Here is a 23967-nt window from a genome sequence, read left to right as displayed (position 1 = left end):
GCAAACTAAGGAAAAGTAACTATAGTTTCAGGACTAATTTATAATAATAAAACCTGAGGCAAGTATGTTTTTTAAAAAGAAAGCCGAACCAAATCCATCTCCCGAAGCTCAATGGGAGCATAATATACTTGAGTCATTGAACCAATCAATGGCAACCATTGAATTTGATACTCAAGGTAATATCCTAAAAGTAAACTCCCACTTTTTAGGCGCTCTGGGATATCAGGAAAACGAAGTCATTGGCAAGCATCATCGAATGTTTTGCGACGCTAACTATACAAACTCCAGTGAGTATCGTAATTTTTGGGATGAGATATCCAAGGGAGTTCCTCAGAAAGGTACATTTAAACGTTTCAAAAAAGATGGTGAATTAATTGTTATAGAAGCTACTTACTTCCCCATTTTTGAACAAGGTGAAGTTAAAGGAGCAATGAAAATTGCTTCTGATGTGACAGAGGACTTTCTAAAAGCTCAAAGTAACAATGACCGGCTCATTGCTATAGATAACACTTACGCAGTTATCGAGTTTGAAACTGATGGCACAATCATTACAGCAAACTCCAATTTTCTAAATGCTTTGGGTTACTCTTTAGATGACATTAAGGGGCATCATCATCGGATGTTCTGCTTCGATGATTTTTACCAAGAAAACCCTAAGTTCTGGCAAGATCTAAGCAACAATCAATCGTTCACAAATCGATTTCAGCGTAAAGATAGTCGCGGCAATGAAATCTGGATTCAAGCATCATATTGCCCTATTCTCGACCAAAACAACAAAGTCTATAAAGTGGTGAAATTTGCGGTCGATGTTACGCATCGAGTTAATGATGAACGACAAGTCAAAGAGACCGCTCAAATCGCTTACAACACAGCGTTAGAAACCTCACAAATCGCCCAAGAAGGCAGCCACACGTTAAAAGAGTCTGTAGAAAGTTCAAATGAAATGAATCAGAGCATTGTGTCATCAATTGAGAAAATTGAGCAACTCGTCAATCTTTCTCAAGACATCTCTGAGATCGTAAAAACAATTCAAGGTATCGCCGATCAAACCAACTTGCTCGCACTAAACGCTGCGATTGAAGCAGCTCGAGCAGGAGAACAAGGCAGAGGGTTTGCAGTCGTTGCTGATGAAGTAAGAAAATTAGCCACTCACACATCCACTGCAACAGGCGAAATCAATAAAGTGGTCGAACAAAATATATCTCTGACCGAAAGTGTCACTGGGATTATGTCTCAAGTCTCTGAACTTTCAGAAACAACAAACTCTCGAATTGCAGAAGTATCAACCAAAATCGATGATATTCATGAAGGTGCGGAAAGTGTTTCGCAAGCAGTAAGTAACCTTAAACTGTAAATCGGCTTTTTAAATAGCCCTATAACAAAAAGCCGCCACATAATTTCATTAATGTGGCGGCTTTTGTATATTGGCTAAATAACGATGCCAACCTTTCAAATAAGTCCTACTCGCCCGCTACCTTCATCGATTCAATCAAAATTGAACCGGTATGAACTTGCGAACGCACATCAACATCATTACCTACCGCGACAATGTTTTTAAACATATCAGGTAAAGAGCTCGCAATGGTGATTTCTGAAACTGGGTATTGAATTTCCCCATTTTCGACCCAAAATCCCGCTGCGCCACGAGAGTAATCGCCATTAACGATATTCACCCCTTGCCCCATGACTTCCGTTACCAAGAAGCCGGTGCCAAGCTCTTTCAACATCTGCTCAAAATTCAGATCCGATGACGAGGCGACAAACCAGTTATGAATTCCCCCGGCATGGCCAGTTGGGTTCATTTTGAGTTTTCTTCCAGAGTAGCTGGTCAGAAGATACGTCGCCAACTGTCCGTCGGTAATAATGTCTAAGTCGGTCGTTTTTACCCCTTCGCTATCAAAAGGCGTTGAAGCTAAGCCACGTAATACATGAGGTCGCTCAGTGATGTTGAACCAAGTAGGAAGAATGGTCTCACCAAGTTTATCCAGTAAAAATGAAGATTTACGATAGAGGTTACCACCACTAATAGCCATGACTAAATGACCCATTAATCCAGTTGCAACATCAGGGGCAAACATAACCGGGTATTGCCCTGTCTTAAGTTTTCGAGGATCAAGTCGGCTAACGGTACGCTCTGCGGCTAAATGCCCTACTTTACTCGCCGCCCATAAATCATCTTTATGTCTTGCAACGCTGTAGCTATAGTCGCGCTCCATCTCACCATTTTTCCCTTGACCAATGACGCTACAGCTAACACTGTGTCGGCTTGAGGCATAACTTGCAAGTAACCCATGGCTGTTACCATACACTCGAACACCATAGTGACTGTCGTAACTTGCACCATCGCTCTGCTTAATACGCTCGCTATAATTCAATGCAGCTTGCTCAGCCTCAATGGCAACCTTGGCTGCATGATCAGGATTGGGCTCATCAGGGTGGAACAGGTCTAAATCTGGAATCTCTTTGACCAAAAATTCTTTATCCGCCGGGCCAGCACAAGGATCTTCAGAGGTATATTGAGCTATATCAAGAGCCGCAAAAACCGTTTGTTCTATCGCTTTTTCACTCAGATCAGATGTGGATGCGCTGCCTTTCTTACCTTTGCGGTAAACCGTGATGCCAAGCGCCCCATCACTGTTAAATTCAACATTCTCTACTTCACAAAAGCGAGTCGATACACTCAGGCCTGTACTCTTATTAATGGCGACTTCTGCCGCGTCTGCGCTTGCTGATGCCATTTCAAGAGCCTTTGAAACTGCCGACTCTAATTCAGCTCTTTGTTGTATTACTTGCTGTTTAATATCCATAAATCGTCAATTCTCTTTTTTATATTTAGATAGCATAACAAGAATTTCACTTTCTCCCCATAATTCTTGCTAAAATAGCGTATATCGCAAACGGCAAAGTAAAGAGATCATGGCTCGTAAAAATCAAAAAGCCCCTTGGGAAGAAGAAGAAGAAATCATTTTGGTCAGTAAAACCGAGATGAAAAACGATATGCTCATCCTACAAAAGTTAGGAGAAGAGTTAGTGGAACTCAAGCCCTCCGTGTTAGAGAAGTTTCCTATTCCTGAAGATCTAGCGGATGCGATTCACAATGCTCAGCGATTTAAGAACGAGGCTCGTCGCCGTCAATTGCAGTATATTGGCAAGGTTATGCGCTCCATTGATCCAGAGCCAATTCAAGCAGCACTAGACAAATATCACAACAAACATGCCCAATCTACAGCCGCATTACACAAGCTAGAACAGTTGCGTGATAGAGTCGTCACTGAAGGTGATGAAGCCGTAGAAGCCGTTTTAGCACTTTATCCCAATGCAGAGCGTCAACGCTTGCGTCAACTTGCTCGCCAAGCTAAAAAAGAAAAACAAAACTCAAAACCCCCTCGTGCTTCTCGCGAAATATTTCAACTCATCAAAGAGTTAGACGACGAATTTTGATTCTGTAAAAACAAATATCCTAAAAAACTCGAGTTTATCTCGAGTTTTTCTTTTTACTCCCCTGCGATAACAAAATCAGCTAACTGAGTATTCAGGTGATTTCGATCCAATGCTGCAATCTCCCCCACCTCAAGCACCTGATGTTCCGCAACAAAAGCAAACCGGTCAGCAATAGCTCGAATATCATTCAAATGATGCGACACCATGATCACCGTAATATCACGCTCTTTAGCGAGGCTTTTTACCAAAGCGAGCATCTCAACGCGCAATATAGGATCCAATGCCGAGAAAGGCTCATCAAGAAGCCAAATAGGATTAGGTTGAACAAAACAGCGAGCCAACGCTATTCGTTGTCTTTGTCCTCCTGATAGCTCACTAGGTAGCCGTTCAAGCAAGTGCCCTATTCCAACCTGTGCCGCTGCATCCATGACTTGTTGTTGTTGAGCCACATTCAGTTTCAAGCTCGGATTAAGACCTAACGAAATATTCTCTACGACACTAAGATGAGCAAACAAATTGTGTTCTTGGAATAACATCGAGAATGGACGCTGATATGGAGACAGGCCTAACACAGACGTTCCCTTCACCTCAATGCTCCCCGACTTAGGCTGAATAAACCCCGCTATCAAGCTAAGTAATGTTGACTTCCCAGCCCCACTCGCCCCCATTAATGCCAATATCTCACCTGAATGAACGGTTAAATCAAACTTAAACCGCTCACTGTCGTATTCGTAGCTCACTTGATCCAACGTCAACATGTTGATTCTCCCGTTCGATCTTTAAACACACGCTCAGCCAGATAGAAACAGAGTAAGCAAATCAGCAGCATAATAAATGCAACCGCAGCGGCCGCCTCCATTTGATAACTTCCCAGCAAGCGATAAAGATAAAGTGGTAACGTCTGAAAGTCTTGAGTACCAAATAAGGCAATCGCACTCAAATCACCGAGCGCAACTAAAAAACTGATCACAAATGCATACGACATAGGCCGCCGCATGGCTCGCCATTCGACCAACCGCCAGCGTGACCAGCCCTTTATCCCTAAGCTGGTACTCAAACGCTGATACTGTTTTGCCAAAAGCCACATTGGCTGGGTCAGAGTTTTGATAACATAGGGCAATCCCATCAAAGCATTCACACCAACAACAATCCAATAGCTCAAACTAAATACATCGGTAAAAGAACGAAAAAGCAAAAATAATCCAGTGCTCAACACTAAACCTGGCGTCAACAAGATAATAGTGCCCGATAAATCCAATAGGTCTGCTTTTCTATTTTCATGACGTAAGCGCCATATTCGGCTACTACTCAAAATGGCAACGCCACTAAAAAGCGCAATCACACTGGCAAGAATCGCAATACGAAATGAGTTAAATACTGCGAGCCAAAATTCTGAGTCTTGCACAATGGAAATGAGTTTACCGTTCAATCCACTAAAAATAACCGAGCAAAGAGGAGGCGTGACGACAATAATGACCAATGCAATCCAAAATCGGTCCCACCATCGAGCCATTGCAGAATCTCGGAATAACACAAGGCGCTTGCCTCCAGTTTGTGTTGAGACTTCAATCGGTTTGGCAAAGCGTTGAATCGTTAGAGATAGACTAGAACAAAGTAGGATTTGCCAAAGTGATAATAGAGCGGCTGCTTGTAAATCAAAGTCATATTTAATGGCTTGGTAAATGGCCAATTCAATTGTTGTGGCTTGCGGCCCCCCGCCAAGTGCCATTACCGTGGCAAAGCTGGTAAAACAAAGCATAAAAACCAGCCCAACAACATGGGGCAGTTGCTGTCTTATTCTTGGCCATTCGACAAGACGAAAACGATGCCAAGGCGTTAACCCTAAATGCAGAGCCAGTTTTTCTTGTTCAACAGGAATAGATTCCAAACTAAGTAGGAACAACCGCGTCGCGTAAGGTAGGTTGAAGAAAATATGAGCTAATAAAATGCCGTTTAAACCGTAGATTGAAAATGGCAATGACATATCAAGTAAGCCGAGTAAATCATTCAACCAGCCACTTTGACCATAAATAGTGATAATACCTAAGACACCAACTAAAACAGGTAATACTAAGGTCGTAGAAAATAACTTAATCAGTAGCGACTTAGCGATAAAATGACGACGATGAAAACCAATCGCAACAAAAATGGCAGGAATAACACTAAATACTGAGGATAGTAATGCTTGATAGAAACTAAACTGCGTAATATGAAGATAATAACTGTCTAGCCATAGCAACTCTGGGTTTAAATCGGGCGCATAAGAAACTAACGCCAGTAGTGACGATAAAACAAAGGTCACGACGAATGCCGCGACCCCTAGACCTAATTTCGGTACAGAACGTCCCTTCACTGGGTTATTTAGCGAGTGCGTTTTGCCATTCACGTATCCAAGTTTTTCGGTTAGAAGTCACTGCTTCTTGCTCAAAACTCAACGCATTTTCTGGAGTACTTAACGTTTCAAAACCTTCAGGTAAGTCGATATTTGTCGCAGGGTACATCCAGTTACCTGTTGGAATAATGGTTTGAAATTCATCGGTTAACATAAACTCTAGAAACTGCTGAGCAAGCTCTGGCTGAGATGACGTATTTAAACGCGCGGCAACTTCAACTTGTAAGTAGTGTCCTTCTTCAAATGAAGCAGTAGCATAATTATCATCGCTCTCTGCGATTAAATGGTAAGCAGGTGATGTTGTATAAGACAGCACCATATCCGATTCACCCTTAAGGAACATAGAGTAGGCTTCTGACCAACCTTTTGTCACCGTCACCGTTTTAGAAGCTAGTTGACTCCATGCTTGTGCTGCATCATCGCCATATACAGACTTCATCCAAAACAAAAAGCCTTGTCCCGGAGTTGACGTTCGAGGATCTTGATAAATAACCTTGATATCGTCTCTTTGTTCTACAAGCTCTTTCAAGCTTTTAGGTGGGTTCTCAAGCTTGCTTTTGTTATACACAAACGCAAAGTAGCCGAAATCAAACGGTACGAAAGTATCATCTTCCCAGCCAGTGGGTACCGCTAGCTCTGAGAAGTCAACTTCAGTTTTTTCCAGTAACCCCGTGGTTTTGGCTTCAGCGATCAAACTGTCATCTAGCCCTAGAATAATATCTGCTTTCGTATTTTTACTTTCTAGCTTCAGACGATTAAGAATAGAAACACCATCATCTAACGCGACAAAATTAAGATCACAATCACATTGCGCTTCAAAGGCTTTTTCAACCGCCGGGCCCGGCCCCCATTCAGAAGCAAATGAATCGTAAGTATAAATAGTAAGGCTGTCTTGGGCTAATACAGACGACGATGCAATAATAGAAAGGGTTAGAAGGGGTTTGGTCATGTTCACTGTTCGCTCTCCTTGGTTGTGAACAGCACAGGGAAGAAGAATAGCGATATAGAATCAAACTATCTCATTTCCTACGCCAGCATTATCTGGTTCAGGTATGCTAATCGATCATTGATTAGCGTTACGGGTCCCAAGTACAACTTGATCTCAGCGTTAACTAGTTATTGACTAGCTTGCTCCCCGATGAGTAGATTGGATTCTACTTAATAATAGTGAATTAAGCTACTGTGCTCGGCGAGAATCGTATCCCCAGCGTGTGCTCATATTATGCTCGATTGATAGGTGATCTAAAATTCTCGCGACCATAAAATCAACCAGATCATCAATGGTTTTGGGTTGGTGATAGAAACCCGGTGCGGCGGGCATTATTGTTACCCCCATTTGCGACAATTTATGCATATTTTCCAGATGTAACGTCGAGAAAGGCGTTTCACGAACGACGAGCAGCAATTGGCCTCTTTCCTTCATTACCACATCGGCTGCACGCTCAATCAAGTTATCCGACATTCCATGAGCAATCGCCGCAACACTTCCAGCAGAGCAAGGGCACACTACCATCTGTTTTGGCGCTGCTGAGCCTGATGCCACAGGGGAAAACCAATCTTCCTTACCACAAACCGTCAATTGACTTGGATCGCAATTTAAGTGCTTTACCAAAACATCTTTAGCCGCACTCGGACCACTCGGCAATTTTAAACCATGTTCCGTTGCCAGCACGACTCGAGCTGCAGACGAAATCAATAGGTAAACATGGTAATCGGCAGCAATGAGGCATTCGAGTAAACGCAACCCGTAAGGAGCGCCTGAAGCACCAGTAAAAGCTAAGGTTAGTGAGCGTTGCGAGTCATTTACCGTCATTTACTTGTTCAACTCCTCTAGCAATTTGTCGTGAATAGCCCCGAATGCGCCATTACTCATCACCAAAATTGAATCACCAGGTTCAACCACATCACAAAGGTGCTGCACGAGGATTTCTATTTTATCACTAACAAAACTGGGTTGTTCACATTGCTCAGCGATCTCATTTACTGACCAAGGAAGATTATCCGGTTGATAAAGAGTAACACTATCGGCTTTTTGGAGTGACGCTGCGAGTAATTGTTTATGCACGCCAAGTTTCATTGTTGCTGAGCGAGGTTCTAACACTGCATGGATACGCTGATTTCCAACCTTATTTCTCAATCCATCTAGGGTTAATTCAATCGCAGTCGGATGATGCGCAAAATCATCGAATACTGAAACACCATTGACCTCGCCTTTGAACTCTAAACGGCGTTTGGTGTTAATAAACTGGCTAAGCGCCTCGCAAGCGAGTTCAGGAACAACCCCAACATGGCGAGCAGCGGCAACAGCCATGACCGCATTATTGACGTTGTGATCACCAATCAAATCCCACTCAACCGTTCCGACAACGTCATTTTGGAACAAAATCTTAAATTTGGAACCATCTGGTGCCATCTTTTGGGCTTTCCAGTGGGCATCATCACCGAAAAACTCGGTTTCACTCCAACATCCTCGAGATAAAACATCAGAAATTGCGACTTCACAGCTAGGAGAGAGTATTCGACCATTACCTGGTACTGTTCTAACTAAATGGTGAAATTGTCGTTTAATCGCTTCAAGATCGTCGAAGATATCGGCATGATCGAATTCTAAGTTATTTATCACTAAGGTTCTTGGATGGTAATGAACAAACTTAGAACGCTTATCGAAAAAAGCACTGTCATATTCATCAGCTTCAACGACAAAAAACATACTTTCGCCCAATCTCGCAGAGATACCAAAATTTCCCAGCACACCACCAACAAGAAATCCCGGCTGGTAACCACACTTGTCCAATATCCAAGTCACCATGCTCGATGTTGTCGTTTTACCATGGGTTCCTGACACTGCAATTACCCAACGATCATGCAATAAAAATTCTTGTAACCATTGCGGGCCAGAGAGATAACGTAGATTACTATTGAGAACATACTCAACACATGGATTACCACGACTCAATGCATTACCAATAACAACAAGATCAGGACTCACCTCAAATTGAGAAACATCATAACCTTCAATTATTTCAATACCTTGAGACTCCAACATTGTGCTCATTGGGGGATAAACATTCGCGTCAGAACCCGTCACTTTATGTCCAAGCTGGCGGGCGAGCACAGCAACTCCTCCCATAAAAGTGCCACAGATCCCAAGAATATGTATGTGCATGTTTTTCTCTCTATTTTCCTCAAGATTGTATCAGCCACATTATCCCGATTCAGCCAATAAAAGCGAGTAAGATTATGGTCATATATATAGGAAAAAAGACCGATATTTATCTCGAATGTATGTTGCATATAATCAACACCAAAAGTGTGAAGTTGATCGGTTAGTTCAGTACCAATAATAAGATCTAGCTCATAGAATTAAATATAACGTCAATACAACAACTAATTAAAACAATTGACTGCTCCCACTTTAAATACATGCTAAAGGAAATAACATGTCTCAATTACGCACTCTTGGCGAATTTATAGTTGAAAAGCAAGCTGATTATCCTAATGCCAGTGGTGACCTATCGTCACTTCTTGCATCAATTAGTTTGGCTTCTAAGATTGTCCACCGTGAAATCAATAAAGCAGGCTTGGTTGATATAACTGGTGCAGTCGGTACAGATAACGTTCAAGGTGAAGCCCAACAAAAACTTGACCTTTATGCTAACGAAGTATTTAAATCAGCCCTTGAAGCCAGAGATAGGGTATGTGGCGTCGCGAGTGAAGAAGAAGATGAAGCCGTCACTTTTAATAAAGAATTAAATAAAAATGCGAAATACGTATTACTGATGGATCCTTTAGACGGCTCAAGTAATATTGACGTTAATGTTTCGGTAGGAACCATTTTTTCTATCTATGAGCGTATTTCTCCAATTGGTACCCCCCCAACAGCTGAAGACTTCTTACAAACCGGTGACAAACAAGTTGCTGCTGGTTACGTAATATATGGCTCATCGACCATGCTAGTGTATTCAACAGGAAACGGTGTGAATGGATTTACTTATGATCCATCAATTGGTTCTTTTTGTTTATCGCACGAAAATATGATGATTCCAGAACGTGGTCGCATATACTCAATCAACGAAGGTAACTATATTCGTTTCCCAACGGGTGTTAAACAGTACATTAAGTATTGTCAGGCAAATGTACCAGCAGAAAATCGTCCTTATACGTCGCGCTATATTGGTTCACTGGTTTCCGATTATCATAGAAACTTACTACAAGGTGGTATCTACATGTACCCAAGTACAGCAAGTTACCCTAATGGTAAGTTGCGCTTGCTTTATGAATGTAATCCAATTGCATTTTTGATGGAGCAATCGGGCGGTGTTGCCACTGATGGGGCGACACGCATTCTTGATATTCCACCGACAGAACTCCACCAGCGAGTGCCATTTTTCGCTGGCTCACCAAAGATGATGGATAAACTGCACCAATTTATTGAAACATTTAAAAGTGAGTAATGAAATAAACGCCCTATCAAGGGTGTTTTTTTTAAATCGATTACAAATTTCTACATTATTCGTCGTAACAGCTTTGCGTTCATCTTCTAACTGAATAATAATAGGCGTCGATATTTTTGAAGTCCGAATAACGAAAAGGAATACTTTAATGAGCTTGAACAATGTGCCGGCTGGCAAATCACTTCCTGATGATCTTTATGTGGTTATCGAAATCCCGGCAAACGCGGATCCAATCAAATACGAAGTAGATAAAGATTCTGGTGCTGTGTTTGTTGATCGTTTCATGTCAGCGCCTATGTTCTACCCATGTAACTACGGTTACGTGAACAATACGCTTTCTCTTGATGGCGATCCAGTTGATGTTCTCGTCCCAACTCCTTACCCATTAATTCCAGGTTCAGTTATTCGTTGTCGTCCAGTGGGCGTACTTAAAATGACTGACGAGTCTGGTGAAGATGCTAAAATCTTTGCTGTTCCACACTCGAAGTTATCAAAAGAGTACGATCACATCCAAAATGTAAGTGACATCCCAGAGTTACTAAAAGCTCAAATTACTCAGTTCTTCGAGCGCTATAAAGAGCTAGAAGCAGGTAAATGGGTAAAAGTTGAAGGTTGGGAAGATATTGATGCAGCACGTGCCGAAATTCTTGAGTCTTTCGAACGCGCTAAAAAATAATCTAGATTCCGTACCAAATAACAAAAACCAGCGAACATGTTTCGCTGGTTTTTTATGCCTATAGAACCCCTACCTTAGTTAGATAAACCCAATGGCTGGTAGGTTTTCATATATCAATTTCGCGGTCATAGTGATTGTCACCCCAATAAAAATAGGGCGAACTAAGCGACCTCCATATGAAATAACGCACTTACTACCTACAATGGACCCAATAATCTGCCCAACTCCCATAATGAAGCCCATGGTATAATCGACATGCCCTAACATAATGAACAAAATCAGCGATACGATATTCCCAACAAGATTCAGTGGTTTTGTCGCCATTGTCGCCTGCTTAATGGTATATCCAAGTAATATCACGAATGCTACCATCCAAATTGAGCCAGTGCCTGGACCAAAAAAACCATTATAAAAACCAATCAACAATCCACCGAACATCATAAATCTAGATGTCGATAACTTCGCTTCACTCCTGTTTGTCGCTTTTAATTTTTTAGACATAATGGAATAAATCGTGATTGCCCCCATCAAAATAGGCAACAAGATTTCAAGCGATTCTTTATCAATAAGACTCACGACAAAAGAGCCGACTAAAGCCCCAATAGAAGTGAACACGATTCCTATCAACATACCCTTTAACAGGATTTGCTGGCTTTTAATAAACATCAATGACGTCGTCAACTCGCCAATGACAGCCTGAAGTCGATTGGTTCCCAAAGCTTGCATCGGTGGGACGCCTACCAACATCAAGCCTGGAACTGTAATCAATCCACCACCACCAGCAATCGCATCAACCACACCAGCAATGAGCGCGATCAAAAATAAAAATAGATACACCCATTCAGCATGAGCAACATTCAATATAGATTCCATTTCATATCCCTTATTTACTACGTGATATGATTTGTAACATTGGCTAGGATATAGTTAAATTTATGCTTACTAACTTCTAAGTTAAGGTTGAACTTAATGATATCTTCTCAAGACATCGCTTTCTTTGTCACCATTGCCGCAAATCAGTCACTTGCTGCGGCGGCTAGAAAATTAAATGTAACCCCTCCAAGCGTTTCTCAACGACTACAAAATATTGAACAAAAACTGGGGGTGAAGTTAGTAGAGAGAAACCCACGATCGATTTCGTTAACCAGTGAAGGGGAAGCTTTTGCAAAAAGAGGGCAAAAAATCTTGCTTGATTTAGACAACTTACAACAGGACCTGTCTAATGAGAAACTGGCAATATCAGGAAACATTAAATTGATCTCCCCTATTGGTTTTGGAGAGCGGCATATTGGGCCAATAGCAGCGGAGTTTCAGAACCTATACCCACTGACCACAATCGAATTAAATTTGTCAGATATCCCCAAATGGTCGATACATAATAGCCCTGATATCATGTTCTACATTGGACATTTGGAGGACTCTGCACTTAAGAGAGTTGTGTTAGCTAAAAACCAACGCTTCTTATTAGCGTCGCCAAATTACCTAAATTCATCAAAACCACTCGAAGAACCTAATGACCTAGAACATCATAGATGCATTGCACTAAGAGAGAATGATGAAGACGCAACCATGTGGCGCTTTTGTGATACCACGACACGAGCCGACATCAACATAAGAATATCCCCGGTGCTCTCAAGTAATGTAAGTCAAGTCACCAAGGATTGGTGTATTGAAGGGCAAGGTATCATCCAACGCTCAGAGTGGGATGTGCAACATGAATTAGCCAGTGGACAACTAGTCAGGGTGCTGCCGAATTATCAATTAGCCAGCGCCGATATTGTGGCATTGTTATCTTCAGAACGCTTCCATCGTTCGAGAAAAGTGACAACCTTTCTGAACTTTGTCCAGCAACGATTAGCACAACGAATTCTGCTCACAAATTGATTCGTTATTCCTGATGCTCTCGTGTGCACCAGTCGCCAGACGGAATTAATTGTTCCAATTGGCGTTCATCTTGATAAAGGTATATCCAAGCCTGACCAAGTGATGTTTGAAGCGTGTCACGACGATATTCGGTTGGGACCTCTTCAAGGCGATCTAACGCTTCTAACGTTGTTTCATTCACTTGATAAACTTCACCGATAATGGCGGCATCTCCTTCAATTGCTCCCGGATATTCGCCTAAGTCGTATAATGAAAAAAGAGGTTGAGTTTGAACCTTGCCCAGAAACTCGCTGTGTTCGAGTAAGTAATGATTACTCTCCCCCCGACGTAAAGTCCCATAAACAAACACCAAGTTTGTCATGACTCATCTCCTAATCAAACTCAAATTGATACAGCAAATCAACAGCACTATTAAGACCAGATACCGCTTCAACATAGAAGTTTTTCATCAAACGATAACGAACCGTAAACTCCCCTACAGAAGTAAAAATACCAACACCATATTTTACTTGAAGTCCGGGTAAAACATAGCCACTGACTGTAACCTGAGAATCATCGCCCGAGCCCGCCGTATCGAGCTGTAAATCATCAACACCAAACGCTTGACCAAGTTCCCCAACCACTTTTCCGCTCTGTGCCAAGCTTAACCCAATCAGTGTACTCGTGACGGTATTGCTACTACTGCTACTATCATCTGACTCTGTCTCTAAATCTTGTCCTCGAAGTAAATAAGAGAGTGCGTTAGCTTGTGCCATCACTGGTTCAGAATAGACGGTAACCGATGGTGCATCAGCTGAACCAGTTACTTTAATACCGGCTTCGACATCATCTTCGATATTATCTGGATTACGAATCGCGGTAATCGAAACGTAGGGCTGATCAACCGGCCCATGCATCAGGATTTGTCCTTTCTTGATCACCAGATCCTGACCGAATGAGCTATAGGTTCCATTGACAATATTGACTTCTCCAGTCACAAAAGGAGAGTTATCACGTTGAGTAACATTAAGTAAGCCAGTTAAATTGCCACTCAACCCAAATGCTTCAATGCTAAATTCATCACCAATATTCACCCGAATATTCGTATCTATTTCAAAGGGAAATTGATGCTTTTCCTCTATCGGTGTTAGATTTTCATCTACAATCACCAAATCACTCGATACCTTAGTCGCACTCTCGGGCAGCTCTTCAACAACAATTTCTCCCCAAGGTAAATTAATATCTCCAGCGATTGTCACTTTTTGAGGTGTCATCGAAAAGTTAATATCTGGGCTCGATTTAATGTCTACCATAGGGGGAACTTTGATATTCAATTCATCCGCAAAGATATGACTATTAAACGTCCATTTATCTATATTTTGCCAATCAGCATCGCCCGTCACATTTAGCTGACCATCTTCCGTAACCAATCCAGCCTCTAACTCAGCTTGATACCCCAAAAAGCGAATTGAAAACTGCCCATCACTAATATCAAATGGTGTCACTTCCCCTTCAGCTGCAATATTCGTTATTGCCAACTGGCCCAATATTTGGGGTTGAAGTAATGACCCATTTAAGTCAACTTGGCCATTCACCACAGCGTTCACATGCCCATAATCGCCTAATAGTGGCCCTAACGCTTCAAGCGTAACTTGATCGATATGAAATTGCCCATCAACGGTTTTATCATCAATATCAAGACCACTGACCTCAGCATTCAGCTGAATGTCGCCATTATCAGTTAAGTTAATACGTCCAGAACTGACCAGCTTATTTTCCGCCACGTTGATTTGCAGAGATACATCATCCCATCCAACAGTCACAGGCTCACTCAATTGTTGAACAACTTTACCTTTACCAAATTTAACATTGGCATCGAGTTTTGGTGCCTCTCCCGATTCATATTCAACTAAAATATCTGCATTAACATCACCATCCAATTCAGTATATTCAGGAATAACTTGTTGAATTTGTGAAAAGTTAAAATTAGATAACAACCATCGTGCTTGTGATTTCTCAGCAGAAAAGATACTGCGTTCCTGTAAACATAAACTGGCTTCACTCTCACGCCAACAATGTGCATCAACGGTAATTTCTTGATCGGTAATATTTGCGATTACGGAGGTTGGTTTTTCAAGATAAAGTCGACTTGGTTCGCTTTCCAGGACGAACTGATGCAACTCTCCAACCCATTTGGTCATCTCTTGGTCTAGTTGCCCAGTGATTTCTAACTCACCTTTTCCCCATGGCGCTTCTGTTGTGAGATAGACGGCATGTTTGGCTAATTCTCCTGCAAGGTGTACATCAACTTGATCAAGCTTTTCTCTTTGGTAATCCACCGTATCCATCGCAAGAAGAACATCGGCAGAAGGAGTATGTAGCGGCCATACCTTGCCCTTTAATGTCGCACTTGCAATCTTTATCTGATCTTGCCAATCAATATCATTTGCGGATACGTCAAGATCAACTTGCGGTTCGGTCGTATCACCCCGAAGTTGAATCTTCCCGTTAACCTGTCCAGCAAGGTTAGGGATACTTTTATCGATATCAGGGATCATTAAGTCAACATCCATATCCCATTGCTGTGCGAGCTCTCCGGATGCAAAGATCTTATTTTCACCGTGAGCGAATGTGAGCCCAGATGTAGAGAGCTGAATAGGAGCACCCGCTTGAGTTTGAACGCCTTCTAGAACACCATTAACATCCAAGGGGTAATTAAGAAGATCACCTTGAATATCCAATGTCGAAACCTGTGTTTGCCATGCATTTTCTCCGCCGATCGAAGCAGACGCCACAAGATGGCCACCGATTAACCCCGGAATTTCAGGCCAATGTTGATCTGGTTGTATCTTATCTAAAGTAAGATTCGTATTAATCTCAATACTATCTCCCCAACTTGCAGTCACTCGTCCTTCAACGTCACCACCCAGTGTTGCGAGATAAATCTTAGGTAAATCTATGTTGGTTTGACTTCCACTACCTTGAAGTTCAAGAGATGTATCTGGAAACGCGTTACCCGACACATCTCCTCGTAGGCTCAAAGTAAATTTATCCAAACTACCTGATATTTCGCCATTTATATCATCCACTTTGACATCAGCCGATTGGCTCACAATTGGCCATTGCCCCTTTAGCTGATCGATAGAAAGATGAAAGGGTAACTTCGGCTCCAAAAGCTGTACTTGGCCACGAATATCACCTGTCGCTTGGTCACTTAAAGCCAAGTCGAGCTCCAGTTTCTCAAGACTACCGGACAAGCGTGCTTTAACCGATTGCCCTTTCGCTTGTTCTAATTTAGCTATGGATGAAAGTTCAAACTCTAGTGGGTAACTCTCCTTCAGAGAAATGTTGCCATTTGCACTAACATCAACTTCTGGCATATCGAGAGCAAAACCAGTCAATTCGATATCATTTTGGAAAGCACTCACAGAAAATGTCAGCTCGTTCACGACAACTGGAGTATCTTGATGCAAAGTAAAACGTTCCATATTGAACTGAGTAACATCAATATTCAAAGGAACCCACACTTCAGGTAACACTATCGGGGAGTTCGATTTTTTTTCTTCAGTTTGGTCTGAATCTGTCGTGGCGACATGAACATCAATATCACGCCACTCGGTGTTACTCACGGTAAGCTTGCTTCTTCGCCACTCAATTCCAGTTGAAAACTGCTTCCAGCTCACCTTATTACCAAGTGCCATTAATGAAATATCGTTTAACTCAATACCATCGATACGAATGGGTAAAGGCGCTTTGACTAATTTCAAAGGTTCTGTTGGCTCATTCTCTTCTTCAGAATCGGGGGCTTTTGGCATATCAAAGCTAACACCCGACGCTTGTACTGAATTCAAACATATTGCTGGCTGAAACAGACATTTAGCTTCGAGAGCGAGACTTAACGACTCTACACTGAAATCCAATTTAGGTTCTGCTCGATGGTACTCAACGTGATTCAAAGAAAATGACCTACCTAAGACACCGTTCGCTTTGCCAATCGTTAATTCTGGTACCGATTTTTCAACTCCCCAAGTCGCAAGTCGCAGTCCACTTTCAGTATAAAGTAACCCGACACTGAGTAGAAAAATCAGTAGAATCAGCAGCACAGTACTAATGAATAGCCACTTGGATACACGAAACATGGCTTTAATCATAATTCAGGCCCTAAAGTAAAGTGGATATGGAATTGATCACTCGGCTCTTCATCTAATCCCCAAGCAAAATCAAGGCGAAGTGGCCCAATTGGAGAAACCCAACGCGCGCCAAAACCTACACCGTGTTTCAAATCAGGCATATCATCAAACGCATCGCCAATGTCGTAGAAAAGCGCTCCCCACCAATTCCCATAAACGTGATACTGATACTCAACTGAAGAGGTAATTAAGAACTTTCCGCCCACGACATCACCATTGGAATCCGTTGGGGAAATAGACTCATAGTCATAACCTCTGATACTGTTGTCTCCACCAGCATAAAAACGCAGTGACGGTGGGACTTCGCCAAAATCATCAATTAAATTTGCCCCACCTGCTACACGAAAAATGGTTCGGTGAGTATCGGAAAGCGTTCGAATTAAAGCGCCTTCACCGGTTAGATGTAAAATGTCCGTATCAGAGAAAAAATCTTCATTCCCGTACTCTGCAGTTGCTGTAATTTTATCTCCCCAATGAATTAACCGAGTTCCACGGCTTCGAGTTCGAGAAAACGTAATACCTGGCAGGACAAAGTGAGCAATATCGTCTAATGACCCTTGCTCATAGTTTTCAATTAAATAGCGAATCGATAACGTGCGATTCCAGCCATTATCAAAATGCAAAAATCGCTTTAGAGCTAAGTTTGATTCAATACTTTGAGTGTCGGAGCTGTCTTCATTTTTTAACCCATACTGAATGACATAATATTCATCAATAGGATTATCTAATGGAATCTTATAACTTGCTGTGACCGTTTGTTCCGTTTCGGAAAGCGACAGATTACTGGAAAAAGAGTGTCCTTTTTCATTCAACCAGGGCTTATTCCAGATAAAAGAACCTCGAACGCCAACATCGGTAGAATACCCAATCCCCACTTCCATTTTGTTTTTCACAGCGGGCAAAAGTGTTACATCGATAGGAAGTACATTGTTCTCACCAGCCTCGTCTAAATTTGGCTGAATTAAGACAGTGGAAAACCACCCTGTATTGGAAAGCTGTTGATTGAATTCACCCAACTCGGAAACCAAATATTTATCACCTTCGTCAAACGATTTTAATAATTCAACTTTTGACTCTAAAATTTGACTGCCTTCTATATTGATCTCACCATAACGAAAACGTTCACCACTGTCATAATCGAGCGTAACAAATGCTTGGTTAAGTTGAGGAGATATCGCTAAACTGCTTTGGCGAAATTGGCCGTTGAAGTAACCTTTATTCACCGCCAAGCTTTGAATACTCGCTTTTAAACTGTCATATTCGCCTTGGTTTATCACGCTTCCAATTTTTAGTGAGCTCTCTTCGATAAGCTGCACAAAATCATTATCCGTGTTCGCTTCACCGTCGAGCTGAATATCCAAGCTTTTGATGACAGTGGCCGGTCCACGATCAACGTTCACCACCAATTCTTGGCCATCGTCTTCTACGCGAAATGAGATCTCTGGGTGATAGTATCCAAGAGCATTGAGAGCCAGCGTTATTTCATCTTTCAACCGAGAGCGAAAGCGTAAACTCGTTGAATAATCATCTTCGTCGATTGACGATAAGTAAGCATCAATATTTTCTTTTTCTGCTCCTTTTACCCCCTTAATCGTTAAATCAACATCGGAGTATGCACTGGAAGACATAAGGAAAAGGCTAATAGCTAGTGAGGGTAACAACAATCTCATACAACAATTTTTGGGGAAATAGGCTAATTTTGCATATCTTAACGGTTTCGAAACACACTGTCTGTATCCTTACCGCGAAATCTAGATTATGGTTGGTAACAACATTCCTTCTTATATAGGTACTGTATGTCGAATAATAACGAAATGCCCATTATTGATACTCCTCCAAAAGGGAGAGCAACACCACTTCAAATCGACGATATTCACTACGTCAATCAATCGATTTTATCTGCTGAGCCCAAAAACGGACAACAAAAAATCATTGTCGGCATGGGATGCTTTTGGGGTGCAGAACGATTATTTTGGCAAATAGACGGTGTGCTTTCTACTGCTGTTGGTTATTCAGGCGGGCTAACTCCAAACCCAACCTATGAAGAAGTATGCAGCGGAACCACTGGGCATACCGAAGTTGTCCGAATTATTTATGATCCCAATACCCTGACTCTCGATCAGCTATTAGCGTATTTCTGGGAACATCACGATCCTACACAAGGTATGCGTCAAGGGAACGATATCGGTACTCAATATCGCTCAGCGATTTACTATTACAACGACGAACAAAAAGCGATCATCGAACGCTCGCAAAAAAAGTTTCAACAGCTATTAGAGTCTAAATCACTGCCTGTAATTACCACCGAAATCCAGCCTGCTAAACCTTTCTATTATGCAGAAAGTTACCACCAGCAATATTTGGCTAAAAACCCTGATGGTTACTGTGGTCTGAAAGGAACAGGGGTTTGTTTTCCCTCTCAAGATTAAGACTTGTCTCTGATAGGAATTGTTATATTATAACAATTCCTACTTTCCATATATAAGTTGATGCGCTCTTCAATATTTAATCCGCACAAATTCACCACTCAGCAATAGTATCGATATTACTGAGGAATGAGCTTTGCATTTATCGAGCATCAATTTGATCGTGACAAAGAACACCTAATTTGAATTTGGAGAACAACATGTACAAGCAACTACCTTTATCTATCCTAGTTGGATTGGCTCTTTCAACCCCATCTCTAGCAAACGAAGAAGTTCGTCAACACGGCGCTCATGTTCATGGCAATATCGAAATGAACATTGCTCAAGATGGGCATGACTTGCTGATTGAAATCACGTCACCAGGTATGGATATTGTGGGTTTTGAACATCATCCAGAAAATGAACAAGATCATAAAAAAATAGATAATGCCGTTGAGATCCTAGAAGATGCCAACAAGTTAGTCTCACTAAATTCAGCAGCAAACTGTTCATTGGAAACCGCTCACGTACATGCGCCAGGTGAAGAGCACGAGGAGCATGACCACGAAGGTCATGAAGACGGGCACAAAGACCATGACCACGATAGCCATGAAGATGAGCACAAAGATCATGACCACGATAGCCATAAAGACGAACACAAAGACCACGACCACGATAGCCATGAAGGCGAACACAAAGATCATGACCACGATAGCCATGAAGAAGGTCACGAAGGACATGACCACGAAGAAGGGACACACAGTGAGTTTACTATCGAATACACTTATCATTGTGAACAAATAAGCGAGTTAAAGTCGTTAACCACAACTTGGTTCACTGCATTCCCAACTACGCATGAAATCGACGTAAACGTGTTTACCGACAAACAGCAAACCGCTGTCGAACTTAACGCTGACCAACCGACTGTTCAACTTTAATTAATACGTCCACCCACCCGTAAAAGTAAGTCGGCTCTTACTTTTACGGGACATAGGCAAAAGACCATGAGCAATTCATCCCCTGTTATCGATCTCTCTAACGTGAAGTTTCACTGGCCTAAAGCGTCGACATCTATTATCGATATCGAAAACCTAACGGTTAAACGCGGTGAGCATTTATTTATCAAAGGCCCTAGCGGATGTGGCAAGTCCACACTTCTGAGCTTACTCACTGGTATCAACTCAGCAACATCAGGAAAAGTGAGTATTTTAGAGACTCAACTTGGCCACTTGAAACCACAACAGCGTGATCAATTTCGAGCCGATAATATTGGGTATATTTTCCAACAGTTTAATTTACTGCCATATTTATCAGTAATCGAAAATGTCGCTTTGCCATGTCAATTTTCAATTCGCAGACGCGCTAACCTCCACGACGATGTGCTATCAGACAGTGAACAGTTGCTCACTCGTCTAAAACTGGATAAGACCTTAATGCATCAACCAGTGGTAGAGTTAAGTATTGGTCAACAACAGCGTGTTGCTGCGGCGAGAGCACTAATAGGCTCGCCACAACTTCTTATTGCAGATGAACCCACTTCCGCTCTAGATTATGACTCGCGCAGTGCATTTATAAGCTTATTGTTAGAAGAGGCCAACCGAGTCAACTCAACGGTTGTCTTTGTTAGTCATGATCCAACTTTAGAAACTAAGTTTTCTCGTGCAATCAGCTTACCTGAACTTAACCGCGCTGGAGGTCAACAATGAACGTGATTGCAAACTTAGCGTGGAAGAGTGTTCTTAACCGAAAAACCACGGCCATTCTGACGATTCTTACCGTTGCTATATCCGTTATCTTATTGCTCGGTGTCGAACGGATCAGAACTCAAGCTAAAAGCAGCTTTGCCAATACTATCTCAGGGACTGATCTCATTGTTGGCGGGCGATCTGGCCAAGTTAATTTATTACTCTATTCGGTATTTAGAATTGGTAATGCCACCAATAATATCGACTGGAAAAGCTACCAGCACTTTAGCGAAGATTCCGCTGTAAAGTGGTCGATTCCCATTTCTTTAGGTGATTCACACAGAGGTTTTCGAGTCATGGGTACAAACCTCGACTATTTTGAACACTTTCACTATGGTCAGAAACAAGCACTCACCTTTGCGACAGGTAAACCATTCGATGGGCTATTTGATACCGTGATTGGTGCTGATGTTGCAAAAAAACTTGGCTATACCGTTGGATCAGAAATCATTATCGCACACGGGATCAGTGACGTTGGATTTAGCCGACATGATAATTTACCCTTTACCGTCACTGGTATTTTAGCGCCAACAGGAACACCAGTAGACAAAACGGTACATGTTTCACTGCAAGCCATTACCGCCATCCATGTTGGGTGGGAGTCCGGTGCGCATATTGGTAAAACACCGGATGCTGAGACCTTGAAGGCAGCAGCCAATTCCGAACGTTTACAGCCTAAAGAGATCACCGCAATGCTGCTTGGATTGAAATCGAAGATAAAGACATTTGCGTTGCAAAGAGAAATCAACACTTATCGATTTGAACCACTGAGTGCAATTTTACCTGGAGTGGCGCTGCATGAGCTATGGCAAATGATGTCTGTCGCAGAGCAAGCATTAATGGCCGTATCTATTTTTGTTGTCATTGCCGGTCTATTGGGGATGCTTAGTAGCCTCCTAACCAGCTTACAAGAACGTCGACGAGAAATGGCAATATTACGAGCAATGGGCGCTCGCCCGAAACATGTGTTTTCACTGTTAGTCAGTGAGGCCAGTGCGCTAACGTTCTTGGGAATAATTACTGGTGTGCTAGGATGCTTTCTATTAATGTCAATTGCTGCACCCATTATCCACAACCAATATGGCATTGCGATTACGTTATCAACGCTTACTGCTCATGAGTGGATATTATTGGGTTACGTTCAATTTGCAGGTATGATCATCGGTATTATTCCAGCTGTACGAGCCTATCGCCAATCATTGGCTGATGGCATGACAATCCGAATTTAAAAGGGAATCTTTATGACCAACCCAAGAAGGTGGTTTACTATTTTACTTATGCTTGTCATACCGCTTTGCCAAGCGCAAGCAGAACCTGAAAAGCTAGACTGGATTGATCTCGTGCCAGTAGAAGAACGCAACCAATTTAACGATCAAGGCTTAGCACTGTTAACTGATCATGAAGGGAACTCTCCAGCAGAACAAACAACAGTAGGAAAAGTTCGCCCAGAACTAGATGGAACTCTGATTAAAATTCCGGGGTTTGTCGTGCCACTTGAGGGAGATGAAAATACGGTTACAGAATTTCTCTTAGTCCCTTATTTTGGCGCTTGTATTCATGTACCGCCGCCGCCACCGAATCAAATTGTGTATGTTAAGTTCCCAGATGGCGCACCGGTTCAAGAACTTTGGGACGTCATCTACGTTGTAGGTACACTAAAATCAGAAGCATTTGATAGTGAGTTTGGTCAAGCAGGATACATTCTCGAAGGTAAGAGTATTGAAGAGTACGATGATATGTAATAGCTAATAAGCCGATGAAAATTCGGCTTATTTAACGTGAGTATCGCAAGACCTCTCGAACTAAGAAAACTAGACTGGCTGAATTAACAAATACAGGCTAGATTAATACTTACTAGAATGAGTAATGGGTGACTCAAGCATGGAAAAGGAAAAAACGTCGGTTATTATTGCCCCTCCCACCGAAACAACATCGAATACCCAAAAGCGCACTAAGAACCACATTAAAGATAGTGCTAGTCAAGTGATGCAAATCGCTCAATCTCATGGTCTTGATGCATTATTGGTTAAAACCAAAGATCCCCTTTCCCCATTAGAGAGAGCAATAGACCGCGAAAATCGCCTCAAAGAACAGCGCCAAAAAAACTTAGAACAGATCATGAAGATCGCACTATCAAGCTGTAAAAATGAGACCGCAGGTGAGCCTGATCAAGATTGGTTACTTCGCTTTTTTACCATGGCACAAGAAATCCATAACAGTTCAATGCAACGTTTGTGGGCTCAAGTACTAAAGCTCGAAGTCACCAATCCAGGTTCAACGTCGATGAAAGCATTAAAAGTGCTTAAAGACATGACGCCAAAAGAAGCACAAATTCTCCAACGCGCAGCAACAATAGCCTGCAGTTTTGGGCAAGATAGTAGCAAGAAAATTTGTGTAGGCATAAAGTCTCAAGGTTCAATTTTTAGCTTCGGTAAGCGAGATAACTCCATTAGCATTAGCCTTGGCAATTTTCATTTACCTTATTCAAGCTTGCTCGTATTAATAGAATTAGGGTTATTGCATGCCTCTGAATTAGAATCTGGTGAAATTGAACTCAACCCACCACTTGTTTTACATTACCAAGCAAAGCGAGTATCACTATCCCCTTTATCTAAAGGTATTCGATTACTCTACTTTCGTTTCAGTCCAACAGGCAATGAGTTGTGTAAATTACTTGGTAATAAAAGTAATGCCGATTACTTTGAACAATTAAGTACCCTGCTAAGCCAGAAATTCACCATTGAAAGTGATGAACCAGGCTCAATCGATCACACGATATAGGCCCCTATGTACCACAATAC

General features: G+C 42.0%; 21 protein-coding genes. 11 read left to right on the top strand and 10 right to left on the bottom strand.

Features of this window, described 5'->3' with window-relative positions:
* Window positions 1–64: 64 nt before the first annotated feature.
* The gene (locus ACWU4D_RS12295; protein ID WP_456051727.1) at window positions 65–1354 is read left to right on the top strand and encodes a methyl-accepting chemotaxis protein; all 1290 of its coding nucleotides are present in this window, start codon (window positions 65–67) and stop codon (window positions 1352–1354) included.
* Window positions 1355–1460: 106 nt separating this feature from the next.
* Here the strand turns inward: ACWU4D_RS12295 and pmbA are convergent, their stop codons facing one another.
* Window positions 1461–2807, bottom strand: coding sequence for a metalloprotease PmbA (gene pmbA, locus ACWU4D_RS12290; RefSeq protein WP_456051726.1), 1347 nt, complete (start codon window positions 2805–2807; stop codon window positions 1461–1463).
* A 109-nt stretch (window positions 2808–2916) separates the two neighbouring features.
* On the opposite strand from pmbA, the gene yjgA reads away from it, so the two are divergent.
* Window positions 2917–3441: a ribosome biogenesis factor YjgA gene (yjgA, locus tag ACWU4D_RS12285; protein ID WP_456051725.1), complete on the top strand. Its 525-nt coding sequence runs from the start codon at window positions 2917–2919 to the stop codon at window positions 3439–3441.
* 53 nt (window positions 3442–3494) lie between these two features.
* Here yjgA and thiQ read toward each other — a convergent pair whose 3' ends face one another.
* The 5 genes from thiQ to mpl form a co-directional block, all read right to left on the bottom strand.
* On the bottom strand, window positions 3495–4199 hold the full coding sequence (thiQ, locus tag ACWU4D_RS12280) for a thiamine ABC transporter ATP-binding protein (RefSeq protein WP_456051724.1): 705 nt from the start codon (window positions 4197–4199) through the stop codon (window positions 3495–3497).
* Complete coding sequence (gene thiP, locus ACWU4D_RS12275; RefSeq protein WP_456051723.1) at window positions 4193–5827, bottom strand: thiamine/thiamine pyrophosphate ABC transporter permease; 1635 nt, start codon at window positions 5825–5827, stop codon at window positions 4193–4195. Before thiP ends, thiQ begins: the two co-directional genes overlap by 7 nt.
* Window positions 5799–6782: a thiamine ABC transporter substrate binding subunit gene (thiB, locus tag ACWU4D_RS12270; RefSeq protein ID WP_456051768.1), complete on the bottom strand. Its 984-nt coding sequence runs from the start codon at window positions 6780–6782 to the stop codon at window positions 5799–5801. Before thiB ends, thiP begins: the two co-directional genes overlap by 29 nt.
* Window positions 6783–7010: 228 nt before the next feature.
* Window positions 7011–7646 carry a flavin prenyltransferase UbiX gene (locus ACWU4D_RS12265; RefSeq protein WP_456051722.1) on the bottom strand — a complete coding sequence of 212 codons (636 nt, stop codon included), beginning with the start codon at window positions 7644–7646 and terminating at the stop codon, window positions 7011–7013.
* A complete protein-coding gene (gene mpl / locus ACWU4D_RS12260; RefSeq protein WP_456051721.1) occupies window positions 7647–8999 on the bottom strand; it encodes a UDP-N-acetylmuramate:L-alanyl-gamma-D-glutamyl-meso-diaminopimelate ligase in 1353 nt (450 codons plus the stop codon). It abuts the gene before it with no gap.
* Between the two features lie 274 nt (window positions 9000–9273).
* On the opposite strand from mpl, the gene fbp reads away from it, so the two are divergent.
* Both fbp and ppa read left to right on the top strand, forming a co-directional pair.
* Entirely contained in the window at window positions 9274–10287 is a 1014-nt protein-coding gene (gene fbp, locus ACWU4D_RS12255) for a class 1 fructose-bisphosphatase (protein ID WP_456051720.1), read from the top strand.
* 148 nt (window positions 10288–10435) lie between these two features.
* A complete protein-coding gene (gene ppa / locus ACWU4D_RS12250; protein WP_456051719.1) occupies window positions 10436–10963 on the top strand; it encodes an inorganic diphosphatase in 528 nt (175 codons plus the stop codon).
* Between the two features lie 78 nt (window positions 10964–11041).
* Here the strand turns inward: ppa and ACWU4D_RS12245 are convergent, their stop codons facing one another.
* A complete protein-coding gene (locus ACWU4D_RS12245; protein WP_456051718.1) occupies window positions 11042–11836 on the bottom strand; it encodes a TSUP family transporter in 795 nt (264 codons plus the stop codon).
* A 96-nt stretch (window positions 11837–11932) separates the two neighbouring features.
* On the opposite strand from ACWU4D_RS12245, the gene ACWU4D_RS12240 reads away from it, so the two are divergent.
* On the top strand, window positions 11933–12847 hold the full coding sequence (locus ACWU4D_RS12240) for a LysR family transcriptional regulator (protein ID WP_456051717.1): 915 nt from the start codon (window positions 11933–11935) through the stop codon (window positions 12845–12847).
* Between the two features lie 4 nt (window positions 12848–12851).
* Here ACWU4D_RS12240 and ACWU4D_RS12235 read toward each other — a convergent pair whose 3' ends face one another.
* From ACWU4D_RS12235 to tamA, 3 genes are read right to left on the bottom strand one after another with little or no spacing between them, the layout of a single operon-like run.
* Window positions 12852–13208 (bottom strand): gamma-glutamylcyclotransferase family protein, encoded by a 357-nt coding sequence (locus ACWU4D_RS12235; RefSeq protein ID WP_456051716.1) that lies wholly within the window; start codon window positions 13206–13208, stop codon window positions 12852–12854.
* Between the two features lie 10 nt (window positions 13209–13218).
* A complete protein-coding gene (gene tamB / locus ACWU4D_RS12230) occupies window positions 13219–16977 on the bottom strand; it encodes an autotransporter assembly complex protein TamB (protein WP_456051715.1) in 3759 nt (1252 codons plus the stop codon).
* Window positions 16974–18686 (bottom strand): autotransporter assembly complex protein TamA, encoded by a 1713-nt coding sequence (gene tamA, locus ACWU4D_RS12225; RefSeq protein WP_456051714.1) that lies wholly within the window; start codon window positions 18684–18686, stop codon window positions 16974–16976. The genes tamB and tamA overlap by 4 nt, the downstream gene beginning before the upstream one ends.
* Before the next feature lie 126 nt (window positions 18687–18812).
* Between tamA and msrA the strand changes: the two genes are divergently transcribed.
* The 6 genes from msrA to ACWU4D_RS12195 all read left to right on the top strand — a co-directional run bounded on the left by msrA (window position 18813) and on the right by ACWU4D_RS12195 (window position 23947).
* On the top strand, window positions 18813–19445 hold the full coding sequence (gene msrA, locus ACWU4D_RS12220; protein WP_456051713.1) for a peptide-methionine (S)-S-oxide reductase MsrA: 633 nt from the start codon (window positions 18813–18815) through the stop codon (window positions 19443–19445).
* Window positions 19446–19642: 197 nt separating this feature from the next.
* Window positions 19643–20359 (top strand): zinc uptake protein ZrgA, encoded by a 717-nt coding sequence (gene zrgA, locus ACWU4D_RS12215; RefSeq protein WP_456051712.1) that lies wholly within the window; start codon window positions 19643–19645, stop codon window positions 20357–20359.
* Between the two features lie 66 nt (window positions 20360–20425).
* Window positions 20426–21127, top strand: coding sequence for an ABC transporter ATP-binding protein (locus ACWU4D_RS12210; protein ID WP_456051711.1), 702 nt, complete (start codon window positions 20426–20428; stop codon window positions 21125–21127).
* On the top strand, window positions 21124–22395 hold the full coding sequence (locus tag ACWU4D_RS12205; RefSeq protein ID WP_456051710.1) for an ABC transporter permease: 1272 nt from the start codon (window positions 21124–21126) through the stop codon (window positions 22393–22395). Before ACWU4D_RS12210 ends, ACWU4D_RS12205 begins: the two co-directional genes overlap by 4 nt.
* Window positions 22396–22407: 12 nt before the next feature.
* Window positions 22408–22908 (top strand): DUF3299 domain-containing protein, encoded by a 501-nt coding sequence (locus tag ACWU4D_RS12200; protein ID WP_456051709.1) that lies wholly within the window; start codon window positions 22408–22410, stop codon window positions 22906–22908.
* 139 nt (window positions 22909–23047) lie between these two features.
* Window positions 23048–23947, top strand: coding sequence for a TIGR03899 family protein (locus ACWU4D_RS12195; RefSeq protein ID WP_456051708.1), 900 nt, complete (start codon window positions 23048–23050; stop codon window positions 23945–23947).
* Window positions 23948–23967 lie beyond the last annotated feature (20 nt).

This window comes from Vibrio phycocola, assembly GCF_053850235.1.
The sequence above is the reverse complement of the archived record's forward strand: the minus strand, read 5'-3'. Positions and strand labels throughout refer to the sequence as shown.